Here is a 16,553-nt window from a genome sequence, read left to right as displayed (position 1 = left end):
GCGCCGAGCGCAGGAGCGAGCGGATCTCGTCGCTGACGTTGGAACCGTTGAGCTCTGCCCGCGTCTTGAGGGCGGTGTAGAGCTTTGAGTCGAGCTTCACGCTGACGTTCTTTGTTGCTGCTGTCATTCGATCCTCTCTTCGATGCGCGGTGATCGTCGGCCCGAAAGCAGGGGCGGACCGACCGTTGTCGATCCGCCCCGCTTGAGGCCTACTCGTCTTCGAGAAGGACGTTGGGATAGCCCTCGGGCGCCTGGTCTGCCGGGAGGGGAGGATAGGCGACAAGCTTGTTCACGACTCCCAACGTATCGAGGTCCAGGATGCAGTCGATACCGCGGAGGACGCTGTCCGGGGTGTAAGAGCGATCGCCGCTGCGGGCGACCCCGACGATGACCCTGGCGAGCTCGCGGGGGTCGATGCCGGACCAGCGCCTGGCGATTTCCGCGACGATGGCGGGCGCGACGTAAGGGATATTGGGGACGGAGGAGTGGGACGCGATGACGAAGGCGCCGGGGATGCCCTCGATCTTCTCTGCGGGCTCGATAACGATGGGCTGGACGCCGAAGGTGCTCCAGCCGTCGAGCAGGCATTCGGCGTCCGAGGGGATGCGGAAGGAGTGGCCGTTGAGGGTGAGGGGCTTGTGGTTCTTATCGACACTTTTCTTGGGCATGGTTTTCCTTTCGATGTGAGATGGCCGCCGCCCGCTCGGGCGGCGGCGTACGATGGGCTAGTCGTCGATGTCTTCGACGGTGAAGATAGGCCAAGGGGCGCGATCGGCGAGTTCAATGGGGACTGCGCCGAAGACACCGAGTTCCTGAGTAATATTCTCGAGTCGAGCTGCGAAGCGTTTGACGAACGCGTCGTGCGTCGCGCCAGTGCCGTTGACGACATAGGCGCGAGCTGCGATCTTGACGAGCTCGTGGTCGGGGATGCCATAGCACTCGTCGATGGCAGCGAGACAATCCACCGCGTCGGGGGCCTCGTCGGTGGGGCTAAACGCCATGAGGGTGCGGGGAACGTTCGCAATCGCGTGCTTGAACTGCAGGATCCAGGCGCTCTGGGCGTTTTCGGTGTGCTCGAGGTTGAGGACGGGGGTGTCCTGGCCGCCATGGTAGACATAGCGCTTCTTAGCGATGTCGAAGACGAGGGCCGGACCGCTGTCCGTCTGGACTACGACAGTCTGATGCCGCATAAGTACCTCCTAGATGTTGGGATGTATAGAAAAGTTGCCAATGGCGAATGCCGCTGAAAGGCGGAGCCCTCGCCCTCGCGCCGGTCACGACCTCCTCCCCTCGCGCACTCCGGCGCTAATCAGTTCGATGAGCTTGCGCACCTGATCGGAGTTCGATCCGGCCGCCTCCAGCGCCCTGGCGATGCTCTTGCCGGTAAAGGTCGACGCGAACAATGTCGAGCGCTTGTGGCGCCGACGATCTCCGAGCAACTCGATCAGCGCGAGTGCCTCCTCGCGCATACCGCTCGCGCCAAGATCCGCGATGACGAGCACGGGCAGATCGCGATAGCGATCGACGGTGTGGGCCTTCGAGTTGGGGCCGTAAAGTTCGCCGCCGTTCCATGCCGTTGCAAGCTCACATGCCGAGATGAATACAGCGCGCTCGTGGGAGGCCATGGCGGCCGCCGTAGCCACCGCTGCCGCTTCGTCGGCATCGTCGTGCGCGTACCAGATCCATGCGCCGATAGAGAGGCGAGCAGCCTCCTTCTCTTTAGCGTTTCCGGTCTTTGCCGCGAAGATGGCCGAGGCGCGCTCGGCGATGAGCCTGGGAGTGTGCTCGGGAACGCGATGAGCGCGGTTGCCGGGCCCGCGCAACGCCCGCCACGCCTCGGGCGTGATGACGGTGCCGATGGCGCCGTAGTACTCCTTCGAGGCGGGCAGGCCGTCGTAGTCAATCATCCTATTCGCCGCCTTTGCCGCGCAGAGCGCTGAGGTAGACGTCGAGATCGCGCTCATAGATGTACGTGCGGCGACAGAGGTAGATGCCCTTGCCGGTGCGGGCAATCAGCTGGCCGGCGGTGTCGGCGGTGAGGTGAAGCTTGTCAGCGACCTCGTCGCGAGTGAGAAGCGGGCCCGTCTGGATGCCAGGCGTGTCGTTGTCGTCCATGTGTATGCCTCCTTCGGTGTATGTGTTACGGGGCGGGAGCTGCTCCGTGACTACACAATGCCGTCGGCGGGCATAAATCGAGGTATTACATCACCTATTACGGGGGTTTACCTGCGATGATGCTTATCGATAAATTGATAAATAAGATTGAATTGCTGTTGACCGATGCCAAGGGCGGTGAATCGGACTCAAAGGTTATCGATGTTGTGGAGGAGGGGGAGCCGTCTTTGCCGCCTGAAGATGAACGTCGATATTGGCCGATCATGCCGCTTGATCCCGCGACCGGTCAGGTTCAGGTCGGCTATAAGACGAAGGACGGGCTTGAATTTCACGAGAACGGTCGTCTCGTTCCGGACGTAGCGGGCGAGAGTGCAGGCGACCACATGAACTTCACTTATCGCGAAGAATCAATCGGTATGCCGAACAGGCCGTCAAGCGTTGAAACAGACGCACCGGGGGCGGACAAGGACCTTGCTTTCGGCCTGATTCGCTCCGTGGCCCTTGACGGTCTTCTGGAAGGCGTTCTGCCGTCTTGTAAATTGGAAGATTACGGAAGCGTTGATGCGATGCTGCTCGCCCTGTCAGAAGTGCCGGCACCGGCTTGTCGCGTCGACGACGCGCCGCATCCCGGTGACAAGGCCTCCGGCGTCGACCCTCGGGAGAGGTTCGCTGCCGCGGCGCGCGTAACCGGTCCTTTGTTTGGCTTTGTGGGGAGAGTCGGCCCCTATGAAATCGACGAACCGCTTGACGCCTGGCTTTCGGTCGCCGGGGCAATGAAGATCTCTTCCCTGGCTTCATCGGTCGAGATGGGTTCGCCGTCTTCGCTGGGGGTTTTGGATCCCTATTGGCGCGTGTATTGCTTCGGCAACGTTGAGGCAAATAAAACCGCGTACGTGGTTCTCACCAACCTGCAAATCCCTAGCGATCATGAGTTTAGGGATAGCTTCGTGGGCGGGCTTGAGCGCGGTGGCAAGTGGGCGGTGATCAATGAAAGGATTGAGCCCGGGACTGCCATGGTCGAGCGTTCGTTTGTCAGGTGGTGCAAGAACGATACATTGTCCTTTATGGAGACAGTTGGAGAAGCTGACTTTCCAGGTCCGTCTTTTGTTGCAAGGGTGCCTGGTGATACTCTCAGGGGGTTCGACGAGTCTTCCGAGCGCGTTCTCAAGACCGAGGAATCCCTTGCCTCGCATCTGGTGCAGGACATGACGGAGTGGTTCTCGCGCTGCGCGGGTTATGGGTGGAGGAGAATCCTCGAGCCCAAGCGGCAGACTCCGACGCAGATGGCTAATGGCGTCATCGATTATGGCCGCGGCTCTTCTTTCGACCTTTGCGTTCCCGATGCTGCTACGCGCCTTTGGGTCGCGCTTGCAAAGAGTTATTCGGTTGATGTCGTCAAAATATGCGAGCACTGCGGCCGGCCGTTCGCCGACACCGCAAACGGCAAATCGCGATGCTGTTCAGAGGAATGCACGAGAGCGAAGAACGCCAGGAACAGTAGGAAGAGGGCGAACGCGAGGCGAAGCGCATCGAAAGCGAAGAGCTGATTTAATTTGAAAGCAAGTTGCCGATCGTGTTGGCGGCTGCCTGGTCCTTGGCGGCAATTGCGTGTGCATAGGTGTCTAGCGTGAGCTTGACGGTGCTGTGCCCGAGGCGGCTGCTGACGGTTTTGATGTCGACGTTCTCTCCGATCAGCAACGTCGCCTGCGTGTGCCTGAGCATATGCGGGGTCAGGCCGGAGTACTTTGTACCTCGAGCGTACATCTTTCCGTCTCGCTCGATGTAGTGCGTGATTTCTCTGAACTGCCCAAAGCCATAGTCCGAGCACCATTCGCGGAACCATCGCGAAAAGCAGTTTGGGTCCATGTGCGCGATGGCGATTGGCCCCCTCTTTCCTTTTTCGTCATCTTTAGTTTTTGCCCTCGTGTTTCTTTGGGGATCGACTAATGTGTGCACAATCGGGGTGCTGGAAGCCTGTTCGAGGTCGACTTCGGCGAGAAGCGTGCGCTGAAGCTCGCGCCAGGCGGCGAGCCTCTCGAGTGCAAGCGGGCTCAAAGAGACGGATCTTTTCCCCGTTGAGCTCTTTGGGTCTCTGACCAGCTTGTCGGCGGCATACTGTCCGTCGATGCGGACATAGCCGTCGCCAAAATGGACGTCGCCCCATCTGAGTCCGAGCATCTCTCCGCGGCGCATGCCGGTATCGAGCAACAAGAGGGTGCCTATTCTGTGGGAGTCCATCTCCTGTGAAAGGAGGAGGGAGAGAAGCCTCCGGGCTTCATCGAGGGAAAGAGCCTGCCTCTCTTTTCCTTTGGGCCGCGGGATGACGGTGCCGGCGCAGGGGTTCTTGACAATCAGGTCGTCAAGCATGGCGGCCTTCATAATCTGATTCAGTTTTACGCTGATTTTATGCAGCTCAGATTCGGAGAATCTTCCACTTTTGCGGGCTTCAGCATAGCCGGCGTTTATTATGTGGGGCCTCAGGTCTTTTACGGGATAATTGCCGAAAAGCTCCTGTATTTCCTTAACTTCAAGCTCTTCGCGGTCAAGGGCAAGCGGGCTGATGGTCTCGGCGTCCACGCGATCTTTGTGGAACTCTTTGGTGTACTGATAAACGGTCTTATCGGGGTCTTTGATGGTGAGTCCGCTATTGAGCTCAGCCTTATATGCTTCGAGCTCGGCTCTCAATTCCGACTTGTTCTTTGCGTAGACCTTTCGGCGAGGTGAGTACCTATATTTGCCGGTAATGGGGTCTTTGCCCATGTTGTGCCTGATATAGTACACGTTTTTCTGCGTCTTGCTTTTAAGGGCGCTTCCCTTACCAACGACAAGAGGCCTGCTCATGCGCCGATCCTTTGGTCAAATGAATACGAATGTGACTCCATGGCTGCGTGGCATACGCTCGGAGCAGCACGCCCGTGCGGCCCGTGAAGCGGGCGCTTCGGGTGCGCTGCTCCGAGCGTATGCCACGCAGTGGCGAAAGTCAAGATTTCAGTGGTCGAATTTTGGTCGAAATCGAACAGAACCGCTATTTGGTGTTTTTGAAAGAAATGTATATCTACCTGCCTATATAGCGGTGTCAAACAGTCTCAAAGAGTGTCAACAAGTTTAGAAACTACGGGCTCATAACCCGGAGGTCGTAGGTTCAAATCCTGCCCCCGCGACCAAGAACTTGCAGCTCGTCGGCCTAGCCGGCGAGCTTTTTTGTTATTCCGGGATCGTTTCTTCGGTTCAATTCTCGGCCTCTCAAACAAAATCTCGATCTGTAACATCTAGACCCGATTTGGGCGGCTAGGTGTTACAGATCGAGATATACCGGTGGGTTGGGTCGTGTTTGTCTAAATCTGTAACACGAGGGACGGATTTTGCCGAGTTGTTGTTACAGATTTAGATTTTCTAGCAGGCGGGTTTGGTTTGTCTCGATCTGTAACAGGTAGGGGTCAAAAGTGGGCCTAGCTGTTACAGATCTAGATTGTTGAGGATGGGCCGAGAGGAATGTCTCGATCTGTAACAGTAAGACCCGGTTTTGCCGCGCAACTGTTACAGATTGAGATAAACCGGCGGGCAAACCGACGGGCCGCCCCGCCCCATCCACCTGCCGCTACCTGCTGTCCGCCGATTTCCGTTGCGCTGCTGTATTCCCATGCCATATCCTCTAGACAACTACGCGGCATCATCGCCGCCGCGCCTACAAGAGAGGAATGTCCATGACCACACCTGCATCCAAGCTGATCCAGCCCATTACGGTTGGCCCCCTTGAGCTCAAGAACCGCATTATGTTTCCGCCGCTGACCACCGGCTACGAGGAGCGTGACGGTTCCATCGGCGAGCGCAGCCTGGCTTTTTACGAGCGCTTGGCCCGTGGCGGCGTGAGCTACATCGTCATCGGCGACGTCGCTCCCGTCATGACCGCAAGCCCCACGCCCAAGCTGGCAACCGACGCCCAGATCCCCACGTTTAAGGCGCTGGCCGACGCCGTCCACAAGCACGGCGCCAAGGTCGCGCTGCAGCTGTTCCACCCCGAGTACGATGTGCCCGGTGTCGGCCGCATGGTCATGGGATCCATGGCCGCCGCCAAGGCCGCGCAGGAGGCCAAGGCCGCCGGCGACGAGGAGACCTTTGCCGCCAAGATGGCCGAGTCCAACGAGATCCGCAACCAGGCCTACGCCAAGCTGCATCACGACATGCAGCACTTTGTGAACGAGGCGAGCGTAGAGCAGCTCACCCAGATCAAGGAGGCCATCGCTGCCTCGGCCGCTCGCGCGCAGCAGGCCGGGATCGATGCCATCGAGGTCCACGGCGACCGTCTGGTGGGTTCGCTGTGCTCGGCAATCCTCAACCAGCGTACCGACGAGTACGGTGGCTCGTTCGAGAACCGCGTTCGCTATGCGCTCGAGGTCGTCGCCGCCATTAAGGAGGCCGCGCCGCAGCTGATGGTGGAGTACAAACTGCCCGTGATCATGGAGAACCCCGACGGCACGCCGCGCGGCAAGGGCGGCCTGCTGCCCGACGAGGCCTGCGAGTTTGCCAAGCTGCTCGAGGGTGCGGGCATCGACATGATCCAGGTCGCGCAGGCCAACCATACCGGCAACATGGGCGACACCATTCCGCCCATGGGCGCCATGCCCTACAACTGGACGCTGCCGGTGGCCGAGCGCGTCAAGGCCCTGGTCTCCGTGCCGGTGGCAACCGTCGGCCGCGTGGTTTCGGTCGAGGCCGGCGAGAAGATTCTTGAGGACGGCGCGGCCGACATTATCGCCTATGGCCGCTCGCTCATGTGCGACCCCGACATTGCGCTGAAGGCCGCCACGGGCGAGCCCATCCGCGAGTGCCTCAACTGCAACAAGGGCTGCGTCGATGCGATTCAAAACCGCAAGTACATCTCGTGCGTGCTCAACGCCGAGAACGGCGACGAGGCGACCATCGCCATCAAGCCGGGCGAGGGCGACAAGAAGATCGCCGTGGTGGGCGGCGGTATTGCCGGCCTGGAGGCTGCGCGCGTGGCGGCCAAGCGCGGCTACGACGTGACCGTCTATGAGGCGAGCGATCATCTGGGCGGCCAGATTGTGCTGGCAGCCGCGCCTCCGCGCAAGGACGAGATCATGCGCTCGGTTGAGTACTACGAGAAGATTCTGCCCGGCCTGGGCGTGAAGGTTGAGCTCAACCATGCCGCTAGCCCCGCGGACCTCAACGCCGCCGACGCCGCGATTGTGGCCGTGGGCGCGCATGACGTGGTCATCCCCGTTCCGGGCGCCGATTCGGACAAGGTCGTCTCGAGCTGGGACGTGCTGGCCGGCAAGGTGGAGCTCGGCGGCCGCGTCGCCGTCATTGGCGGTGGCCTGGTGGGCACTGAGACTGCCGAGTACCTGCTGCAACACGGCTGCGAGGTGGCGATCGTGGAGATGCTCGACAAGATTGCCGCAGGCGAGTCCGAGACCATTCTGCCGCTGATTATGAGCGACTTTGCCGCCCACAACGTGGAGCAGCACGTTAAGACCCGCCTGACCGCCATTACCGACGAGGGCGTGGAGGCCGTTCGTACCACCGAGGACGGCGCCGAGGAGCCGGTGAAGATCGCCTGCGATTACGTGGTGATGGCCGTGGGCTCCAAGGCCAACGCGTTTGACCTGGATGGCGTGACGGTGCCCGTGACCTGCGTGGGAGACTGCTCGGGCGAGCGCACCGCTGACATCGCGAGCGCCATTCGCACGGCGTATCACGCGGCCAACGAGCTGTAGTTGAACATCGCGGCTAGGCGGGGCGGTAGCACGGATCCGCCTCGCCCGGCTGTGTCCCGTCGGGTGTCAACCGGTGCGGGGCCTGCAAGCGCAGCAGGCCCCGCCCTTTTTGTTTTGCTCCGATGGATAGCAATGCGCGGTAATCATGAGGAGTGAGGACGTCTACTGCCTTGCAGATCACTTAAAATTATTGAGGGAGGGGTTAATAACTATATCCTCTATACCAAAGGACATAAAGAGATGCCAATTTTGTTGACAAGCGAATGACGATTAGCTGCGAGTCAGCTACCAGCGTAAATAATCGATAAAGAAATGTCGTAATTTGGTGCCAAATGCCCAGATAACGCCGCGTCTGTTTTAATTAACTGCTTTGAGCAAACAGTAAAATGCTACTATCTAACTTGCACGTAAGAAAGCAGATTAACGGTTAAGGCTAAGAAGTGGCAGGTATGTCGGAAGCAACTAGGACTCGCACGCATGCGCCCGAGGTTAGGCAGCGCGCCGTCGAGATCCTTCAAGAGGGGGTCGGCCATCGCGCCCTCGCCGCGGAGCTTGGCATTCCCCAGGCCACGGCTCGTCAGTGGGCCCGCGCGTATGCCGTGGGCGGTGCCGACGCCGTTCTCAATGCCGGTTCGCATCATCACACCTATTCGTACGACGTAAAGCTCGCTGTGGTTAAGGACCGTCTGGAAAACGGCTTGACGGTTCGCGAGGCCATGATCAAGCACAAGATTCCCAGCGAGTCTTCGGTCAAGGCTTGGTGCCGTCAGTACCGCGAGAGCGGTGAGTCCGCACTGGTCGATAAGCCGCGCGGTCGCAAGCCGCGCGTTAAAAAGGCGGAATAGCAAACGGGATGGTGCGCCCACAGGGGCGCATTTTTCTTGCCGCCCCTCTGCTCCAATGCAGACAGACTCCTTACCCCGTACACCTAAAACTCCCCAGTTGACCGAAAACCTGCCGCTGCTGCTCCTCAATTGAGCTATAACGTTAAACAATTGCAGCGTTTTTGCATGGGGGAGTGATGGTATGACGCTACTGTATTTCCTTACCCTGTTTCCGCTGGTACCGGCGCTGGGCATGCTGCTCGCGCGCGGTGACCGCGCCCGCGATGCGGTGGGACTCATAGGCTCCGGCATTATTATGGCGGTGACAGTTGTAGTCGCCGTCATGTTTTTTGGCACGGGTCCGCAGAGCTTTGAGGTTGCCCCCGACACCTCGCATGTGCTCTCGATCATCAGCTCCGTCATCGACGTCATCCTGTGCGCCGTAATCCTGTACAACGCGTACAAATATAGGAACGCGCTCACCACGGTGCTCGGCATAGTCCAGCTGGTGGGTTCGCTCGCCTTTGCGGCCATGACGTTGCCCGCGGCCGAGGCCGTCACGGCGACACCGCTCTACCTGGACTACATGAGCGTGATCATGGTCCTCGCCGTCGGCATCGTCGGCAGCCTAATCTGCGTGTATGCCTTGGGTTATATGAAGGACTTCCAGGCCCATGACGAGCACGAGGCCGCGCTGTGCGGGCAGACCGCGCCCGACCGTCGCCCGCAGTTCCTGGCGCTTATGTTCCTGTTCCTCTCGGCCATGTTCGTCATCGTGACGAGCGACAACCTTGAGTGGCTGTTCTGCGGCTGGGAAATCACCACCGTGTGCTCGTTCCTTATGATTGGCTACACGCGCACGCCCGAGGCCATCAAGAACGCCTTTACCCAGATCATTCTCAACATGCTGGGCGGCATCGCGTTTTTGGCCGGACTCATGTATCTGCACGTTAACGGCATGCCGCTGACCATCTCGGGCATGATCGAGCTTGCCGGCGCCGGAACCGCGCAATCCGCGCTGCTGGTGATGCCGGTCGTCCTGCTGTCGCTCGCCGCACTCACCAAGGCCGCACAGATGCCGTTCCACACGTGGCTGTTGGGTGCCATGGTTGCCCCCACGCCCACGAGCGCCCTGCTGCACTCGTCAACCATGGTCAAAGCCGGCGTGTTCCTGATGGTCAAGCTGAGCCCGCTCTATGCCATCTATCCTGTGACCGGCTTTATGGTCACGAGTGTGGGTGCCATCACGTTTTTGCTCGCTGCCCTCATGGCCATCTCGCAGAGCAACGCCAAACGCGTGCTCGCGTACTCCACCATTTCCAACTTGGGCCTCATCAGTGCCTGCTTGGGTGTCGGCGCGCCCGAGGCCGTATGGGCGGCCATCTTCCTGATCCTGTTCCACACGGTGGCAAAGTCGCTGCTGTTCCTGTGCGTGGGCACGGCCGAGCATCATATCGGCAGCCGCGATATCGAGGACATGGACGGCATGTTCAGCCGCATGCCGCACCTGACGCGCCTGATGATGCTGGGCATCATGGGCATGTTTGTGGCGCCGTTTGGCATGCTCGTGTCCAAGTGGGGCGCCCTGGTGGCGTTCGCGCAGACCGGCAACGTGCTCATGATCATGGTGCTTGCCTTTGGCTCGGCCGCGACGTTCTTCTTCTGGGGCAAGTGGCTTGCCAAGCTTTCGGGCGTCGACCCCACGGCTCAAAACGTTGAGGTCAATGTCCATAAGACCGAATGGATGGCCCTCAACACCATCGCCGCGCTGCTGATTCTGTGTTGCGTGGCGTTCCCGGTTATCTCGAGCGGTCTGGTGTCGCCTTACTTGGCCATGGTGTTTGGCCGCGTGCCGTACGTTATTGGCAAGGACGCCATGTATCTGATGGTGGTTATCGTGGCTTTTATTGCCGTGGTGTTGCTGACTTCATTCCGCGTGAGCAACAAACCGCATGTAAACGTATATCTTTCGGGTGTGGGAACCGACAAATATCGCCATTTCCGCGGCTCGATGGGACACGAGGTAAAGGCCGAAAAGCGCAATTGGTACTCGGAGGACGCCCTTGGCGAGAAGCGTATTGGCCCCGCGGGTAGCGTCGTGTGCTGCAGCATTATCTTGTTTGCGCTGCTGTGTTGCGCATGGATTGGGCCCGAGAGACTTGCCATGAGTGCGCCCTCGGTGCTGCGCGGCAAGTATTTTGAAGGTTCGGGTGTCGTGGGCATTTTTATTGGCACCGTGGCGTTTGCCCTGCTGGCGCCGCTTGTGGGCGGCCTGATCGACGGCCTCGACCGCAAACTTTCGGCCCGCATGCAGGGCCGCGTGGGCCCGCGCCTGCTCCAGCCATTCTACGACGTTGCCAAGCTGCTGCGCAAAGCCCCTGCCAGCGTAAACACCATGGACGATACCTATATGGCGTGCGCGCTCATCTTTACCGTGGTGGGCGGTGGCATCTTTGTGTCGGGCTCCAACACGCTGCTGTGCGCTTTTATGGTGACGCTCGCCGCGATCTTTGTGGTGCTGGCGTCCGCCTCGACGCAAAGCCCGTTTGCCCAGGTTGGCGCCGATCGTGAGTTGCTGCAGGTTATGAGCTACGAGCCCGCCGTTCTGCTGATGAGCGTGGGCCTGTATCTTGCCACTGACAGCTTCGATTCCATTGCCGTGACGGGGCAGTCGGCCCCCATCATCGTGTACAGCGCACCCATTTTCCTCGCGCTGCTCGCGGTGCTTACCATCAAGCTGCGCAAGTCGCCGTTTGACCTTTCGTACTCGCATCACGCGCATCAGGAGATTGTCCAGGGCGTCGCCACCGAGATGAGCGGCGGCACGCTGGTCAAGATGACCCTTATGCACTGGTGCGAGACCGTGCTGTTTTTGATGTGGGTGGGCATGTTCTTTGTTTGGGACAACCCGGTGAGCTGGGTGGTCGCCCTGGTCGTGATGGCTGCGACGTACTTTGTCGAGGTGCTGATCGACAACACCTTCGCCCGTAGCACCTGGCGCAGCTGCTTTAGGCTCGGATGGGGCGTGGCGCTGGTGTTTGGCCTGCTCAACCTTATGCCCATCCTCGTCGACGTGTTTATTTAGGAGGCGGCATCCATGGATCATAAAATGTCGCGCTCGCCGTGGGTCATTCATTACGACGGCTCGAGCTGCAACGGATGCGATATCGAGGTGCTGGCCTCGCTCACGCCGCTGTTCGATGCGGAGCGCTTTGGCGTGGTCAACACCGGCAACCCCAAGCATGCGGATATCTTTTTGGTGACGGGGTCGGTCAATGCCCAGAACCTGCCCGTCGTGCGCCAGATCTACAGCCAGATGCTCGAGCCCAAGTGCGTGGTGGCGTGCGGCATTTGCGCGTGTTCGGGCGGCGTATTCCGCGATGCCTATAACGTGATCGGCGGCGTGGACCGCGCGATTCCCGTGGACGTGTATGCGCCCGGGTGCGCCATTCGTCCCGAGACCGTGATCGATGCCATCGTGGAGGCGTGCGGCATCCTTGATCAGAAGGAGGCCGTGATGCGCGCCGGCGGTGACCCGCTTACCGTGGGCGGCGCTGCTACCTGGGATGGCGGCGTCGAGTTGGGCGAGGACGGGTTTGTGGCTGCGGGGACCGGGGCTGACGGTGCCGGTGACGCGCCTGCCGGGAAGTCCGCTGCGCTCGTCGCTGGCGACGCACCTGTTGAGATGCCCGCCGCTGCAAAGGAGGCCGAGTAATGCAAAAGGCTATCTATACCACCGTCGGGATCGATGAGCTCCTGGCGCATGTCCAGGCGCTCAAGGGCGTCGGCGCGCGCTTTGTGCAGATGCACGCCGAGCGCAATGTCGACGACGGCTCGTATCGCTTGGTCTATACGTTTATCAACGTTCGTGCTGCTCAGGAGCGGATCGCTCAGGACGGCAGCTATGCGATCGAGAACCTGGCGGTCGAGGGAATTGATCAGTACCAGGAGATTCCGTCCATCAGCTCGTACTATCCGGCGGTATTCCCGTTTGAGAACGAGGCACACGATCTGTTTGGGCTTGCCATTACCGACATGCAGATCGACTTCAACGGCTTTTTCTACCAGGTCTCGACTGCCGAGCCCATGAGCGTTATCACGCCCGAGGTGAAGGCCGCGCGCGAGAAGGCCATGAAGGTCCGCGCCGCCGCCGAGGCCAAGGCGCGCAAGGCCGCGGCCGAGAAGGCCGCCGCGGCTGCGGCTGCTGCGGGGGAGGGCGCTGCGGGCGCCGACGATGCTGCGGGCGCTGCCGTCGCTCAGCCCGCTGCAGCTGCCGGCTCCGATGCTCAGCATGGCGAGGCTGCCGCAAAGGCGGCGCTCAAAGCCGCCGAGCTGGAAGCGAAGCTCGCCGCCATGGATCCCGAGAAAGCGGCCAGGGTCCGCGCGGCGCTTGCTGCCAAGGCCGCCCGTGACAAGCAGAAAAAGGAGGCGTAAGGTCCATGGCACGTCGCTCCGTTATTCCGTTTGGCCCGCAGCACCCGGTGCTGCCCGAGCCGCTTCATCTGGACCTAGTGATCGAGGACGACCGCGTTATCGAGGCAATTCCGCAGATCGGTTTTGTGCACCGCGGGCTCGAGAAGCTCACCGAAAAGCGCGACATGCATCAGTTTGGCTACATCGCCGAGCGCATCTGTGGCATCTGCGCCGTGGGCCATAGCTGCGGCTACGCCAGCGCCTGCGAGCGCATGCTCGACATCGAGGTGCCTGGACGCGTGCAGTATATCCGCACCATTTTGCACGAGCTGTCGCGTATCCACTCGCATTTGCTGTGGCTGGGCCTGCTCGCCGATGCCTTTGGCTTTGAGGCGCTGTTCTATCGTTCGTGGACCCTGCGCGAGCAGATTCTCAAGATCTTTGAGAGCACTTGCGGCGGCCGCGTGATTCTGTCGATTAATGAGATCGGCGGCCTTAAGCACGATATCGAGGACTCCGAGCTGGCGGGCATTGTCGAGACGCTTGACGCCATGCGCCCCGACTACGAGGCTCTGGTGCATACGTTTTTGGACGATGCCAGCTGCGGCGAGCGCCTGCATGGCGTGGGCGTGATTAGTGAGAAGGATGCGCTGAATCTGTCGATGGTCGGCCCGTTCGGTCGCGCCTCGGGCGTGGATTACGACGTGCGCATGTTCGGCGACGGCGCCTATGCGGATCTGGCTGCGTTTGAGCCCATCGTTGCTACCGATGGCGATTGCTATGCCCGCTGCCAGGTGCGCTGTGCCGAGGTCACGCAGGCCATGGACATCATCGAGGAGCTTGTGGGCAAGATCCCGCACGACGGCATCGGCGGGCGCACCAAGCTCACGCCGGTCGACGGCGCGCGTGGCGAGGTTGTGATTGAGCAGCCGCGTGGCGAGGCGTATTACTATGTGCGCGGCAACGGCACCAAGAACCTGGATCGCTTCCGCGTGCGCACGCCGACGTCGCAGAACCTGGCGGGTCTGACACATGCGCTGCAGGGCGTGCTCCTTGCCAACGTGCCCATGATTATCCTGACCATCGACCCCTGTATTAGCTGCACGGAAAGGTAGGCGCGGCATGAGTTTACTGACATTTGCCAAGACGGCCTTGGGTTCTATGGTCAAGCAGCCGGTAACGGTGTGCTATCCGCAGGAGAAGCTCGCGGCACCCGAGCGTCTGCGCGGACATATCGTCAACGACATGGACGTGTGCATCTGCTGCGGCATGTGCGCGCGCCGTTGCCCGGCGGGCGCACTCTCGGTCGATCGCAAGGGCGGTACCTGGTCGATCGATCCGTACGCCTGCGTGGTGTGCGGCGAGTGCATCGAGAGCTGCCCCAAACACTGCCTGACTATGGACACCGCCCGCACCCCAGTCGCGGCGGACAAGACTCCCACGGTAGAAACCAAGCCGGAGTAGCGCGAAGACGGGGCCGGTGGGGCAAAAATGCCCCACCTGCCCCGCGCTTAAACGCGCGGTTGTGCCGTCGCGAACAAAACTATGCCGGATTACGGGGCTGGATAGCGAATCTCCGACCATACAGAAAATCGCAAAAACAAAACCGCAGGTAGACTGCTTGCCGTTTTTCAAAAAAAGGCTGTATGGATGAGGACTCCGACTTTAGCCCCGTAATCCGGCATAGTTTTGAAATAGCACCATATCCGTAGCAGCCCTTGATCTCCCGTGGACAGAGGGAAACGGATCATTTTTGCCTTGTGAGGGCTGCCGCGTGACCCGTCTGCCACGAAATAGGCCCCCGGAGACGGAGGAAAACGGATCATTTTGGCCTGTCGGCTCCGAGTCGCACCCGTTTTCCTGCGAAAACTCTCGTGTCTCAACTTTGGTGAGACATTTGTCTCACGCCAAAAACCGAATCTGGAACATGTGTCACCTGCCCAAATTGTGTCTCATTTCGTAACTTTAGGCTGTTGCAAGGTCTGAGACCGCGAGAAGGGAGACGCGATGAGTAAGTACACGAGGGGTCTCTTGGCGGTGATACTGGCCGTGGTGCTGGTGTTGCCGGCTGCAGCATTTGCCATGCTGCCCGAGGCCAACGCCAGGTCCAGCACCGGAATGGACGGACCGACGGTGAGCGGAAAGATAGTCGACCCTGACACCACCGGCCGCTGGCAGTACTGGGCGTCGGGCGGCGAGCAGGACCTGACGACACGTTATGTAGGCCGAATCTGGACGGACAAGACGGTCGAGCCAGCGCAGGACGAAAAGTCCGACTTTGTGACGACGCTCTCCACGATGTCTTCGACTTCTGACACAACGTCGCTGGTCACTAAACCGATCGATATCGTGATGGTGCTTGATGCCTCCGGGTCGATGGATAATGACATGGGTGACAGCGATTCGACCAAACGCATCGACGCACTCAAGGCAGCTGCCAGTTCCTTTATCGACACCATCGCCGAGCAAAACAAGAGCATTAAAGATACGAATAAGCGGCATCAGGTTGCCATCGTTAAGTTTTCGGGTGCAAAGAAAAACGAGATCGGCAACGATACGTATCGCGATCGTCAGGGATACACGCACAACTACTCGCAGACCATGAAGAGCCTGACGCCGTGTGTTGATAGCGCTGCGACGGAACTTAAGAATACGGTCGGCTACATCGAACCTGCCGGTGCCACGCGGGCTGATTACGGCCTTGAACTTGCTCGCGACATGTCGGGCCGCGAGGATGCCCAGAAGGTAGTTGTGTTCTTTACGGACGGCACGCCCACAGACGTCAGGAACTTTAACCCTACGGTTGCCAATAATGCCATAGTCGCCGCCAAGAAAATGAAGGGGAAAGGCGCTACGGTCTACACCATCGGCATCTTTGATGATGCGAATCCCGCTGACGAGCCTACGAACTACTGGACGAGCGACGAAAACAAGTTCATGCACGCCGTGTCGAGCAACTATCCAAACGCCACGTCCTACACAACCAATGAGCTTGGTAAGCGCACCGAGAATTCCGATTTCTACAAGGCTGCGTCGAATGCCGATGAGCTCAAGAAGGTGTTTGATGATATCTCGAGCTCTATCACCTCGGGCAAGGGCTCTCCCACTCAGATCGAGGATGGTTACGACGAGAGCAAGTCCGGCTACATCACCTTCAGTGATGAGCTGGGCGACTTTATGCAGGTCGATACGTTTGTCAGCGCTCAGATTAATGGCGTCCCCTTTGATGAAGTGACCAAGACAACCAAGGGCAATACGGACACGTACGAGTTTTCGGGCGTGGCCAAGGACCTGGTCATCACCGTCGAGCGCTCTGCCAATGCGCAGCAGGGCGATATCGTGACGGTTAAGATCCCCGCATCGCTGATTCCGCTGATCCGCTATCACGTGGACATGGAAAACGGGATCTTTGAGCGCACGTCGCTCAATGACATCAAGCCTATTTAGATTAAATACACCTCGAGCG

General features: G+C 59.8%; 14 protein-coding genes. 9 read left to right on the top strand and 5 right to left on the bottom strand.

Translation table 11 applies throughout. From position 1 onward, the window contains the following. Positions 1-209 precede the first annotated feature (209 nt). The 4 genes from LK493_RS06585 to LK493_RS06570 form a co-directional block, all read right to left on the bottom strand. Positions 210-668 (bottom strand): hypothetical protein, encoded by a 459-nt coding sequence (locus tag LK493_RS06585; protein WP_227790518.1) that lies wholly within the window; start codon positions 666-668, stop codon positions 210-212. A gap of 57 nt (positions 669-725) precedes the next feature. Then, entirely contained in the window at positions 726-1,190 is a 465-nt protein-coding gene (locus LK493_RS06580; RefSeq protein ID WP_138113700.1) for a hypothetical protein, read from the bottom strand. A gap of 84 nt (positions 1,191-1,274) precedes the next feature. Continuing rightward, the gene (locus LK493_RS06575) at positions 1,275-1,907 is read right to left on the bottom strand and encodes a hypothetical protein (protein ID WP_227790517.1); all 633 of its coding nucleotides are present in this window, start codon (positions 1,905-1,907) and stop codon (positions 1,275-1,277) included. A 1-nt stretch (position 1,908) separates the two neighbouring features. Next, positions 1,909-2,115 (bottom strand): hypothetical protein, encoded by a 207-nt coding sequence (locus LK493_RS06570; RefSeq protein ID WP_138113704.1) that lies wholly within the window; start codon positions 2,113-2,115, stop codon positions 1,909-1,911. Between the two features lie 116 nt (positions 2,116-2,231). Between LK493_RS06570 and LK493_RS06565 the strand changes: the two genes are divergently transcribed. Next, on the top strand, positions 2,232-3,662 hold the full coding sequence (locus LK493_RS06565) for a DUF2256 domain-containing protein (RefSeq protein ID WP_227790516.1): 1,431 nt from the start codon (positions 2,232-2,234) through the stop codon (positions 3,660-3,662). Between the two features lies 1 nt (position 3,663). On the opposite strand, the gene LK493_RS06560 is transcribed toward LK493_RS06565, so the two are convergent. After that, a complete protein-coding gene (locus LK493_RS06560; RefSeq protein ID WP_227790515.1) occupies positions 3,664-4,956 on the bottom strand; it encodes a tyrosine-type recombinase/integrase in 1,293 nt (430 codons plus the stop codon). An 863-nt stretch (positions 4,957-5,819) separates the two neighbouring features. On the opposite strand from LK493_RS06560, the gene bilR reads away from it, so the two are divergent. From bilR to LK493_RS06520, 8 genes are all read left to right on the top strand, one after another. Then, positions 5,820-7,850, top strand: a complete 2,031-nt coding sequence (gene bilR, locus LK493_RS06555) for a bilirubin reductase, long form (RefSeq protein WP_227790514.1) — start codon at positions 5,820-5,822, stop codon at positions 7,848-7,850. 449 nt (positions 7,851-8,299) lie between these two features. Then, a complete protein-coding gene (locus LK493_RS06550) occupies positions 8,300-8,695 on the top strand; it encodes a transposase (RefSeq protein WP_006235758.1) in 396 nt (131 codons plus the stop codon). A gap of 181 nt (positions 8,696-8,876) precedes the next feature. Beyond that, positions 8,877-11,759 (top strand): proton-conducting transporter transmembrane domain-containing protein, encoded by a 2,883-nt coding sequence (locus LK493_RS06545; RefSeq protein ID WP_227790513.1) that lies wholly within the window; start codon positions 8,877-8,879, stop codon positions 11,757-11,759. Positions 11,760-11,771: 12 nt separating this feature from the next. Continuing rightward, on the top strand, positions 11,772-12,389 hold the full coding sequence (locus tag LK493_RS06540) for an NADH-quinone oxidoreductase subunit B family protein (RefSeq protein ID WP_227790512.1): 618 nt from the start codon (positions 11,772-11,774) through the stop codon (positions 12,387-12,389). Further along, positions 12,389-13,108, top strand: coding sequence for an NADH-quinone oxidoreductase subunit C (locus LK493_RS06535; protein ID WP_227790511.1), 720 nt, complete (start codon positions 12,389-12,391; stop codon positions 13,106-13,108). The genes LK493_RS06540 and LK493_RS06535 overlap by 1 nt, the downstream gene beginning before the upstream one ends. 5 nt (positions 13,109-13,113) lie before the next feature. Beyond that, a complete protein-coding gene (locus LK493_RS06530; protein ID WP_227790510.1) occupies positions 13,114-14,202 on the top strand; it encodes a hydrogenase large subunit in 1,089 nt (362 codons plus the stop codon). Positions 14,203-14,209: 7 nt separating this feature from the next. Then, positions 14,210-14,551, top strand: a complete 342-nt coding sequence (locus tag LK493_RS06525) for a 4Fe-4S dicluster domain-containing protein (protein ID WP_195621573.1) — start codon at positions 14,210-14,212, stop codon at positions 14,549-14,551. 543 nt (positions 14,552-15,094) lie between these two features. Continuing rightward, positions 15,095-16,534, top strand: coding sequence for a vWA domain-containing protein (locus LK493_RS06520; protein WP_227790509.1), 1,440 nt, complete (start codon positions 15,095-15,097; stop codon positions 16,532-16,534). The last annotated feature ends 19 nt before the right edge of the window (positions 16,535-16,553 follow it).

It is taken from the genome of Collinsella aerofaciens (genome assembly GCF_020709435.1).
In the GTDB taxonomy this organism is placed as follows: Bacteria; Actinomycetota; Coriobacteriia; order Coriobacteriales; family Coriobacteriaceae; genus Collinsella; species Collinsella aerofaciens_AU.
The sequence above is the reverse complement of the archived record's forward strand: the minus strand, read 5'-3'. Positions and strand labels throughout refer to the sequence as shown.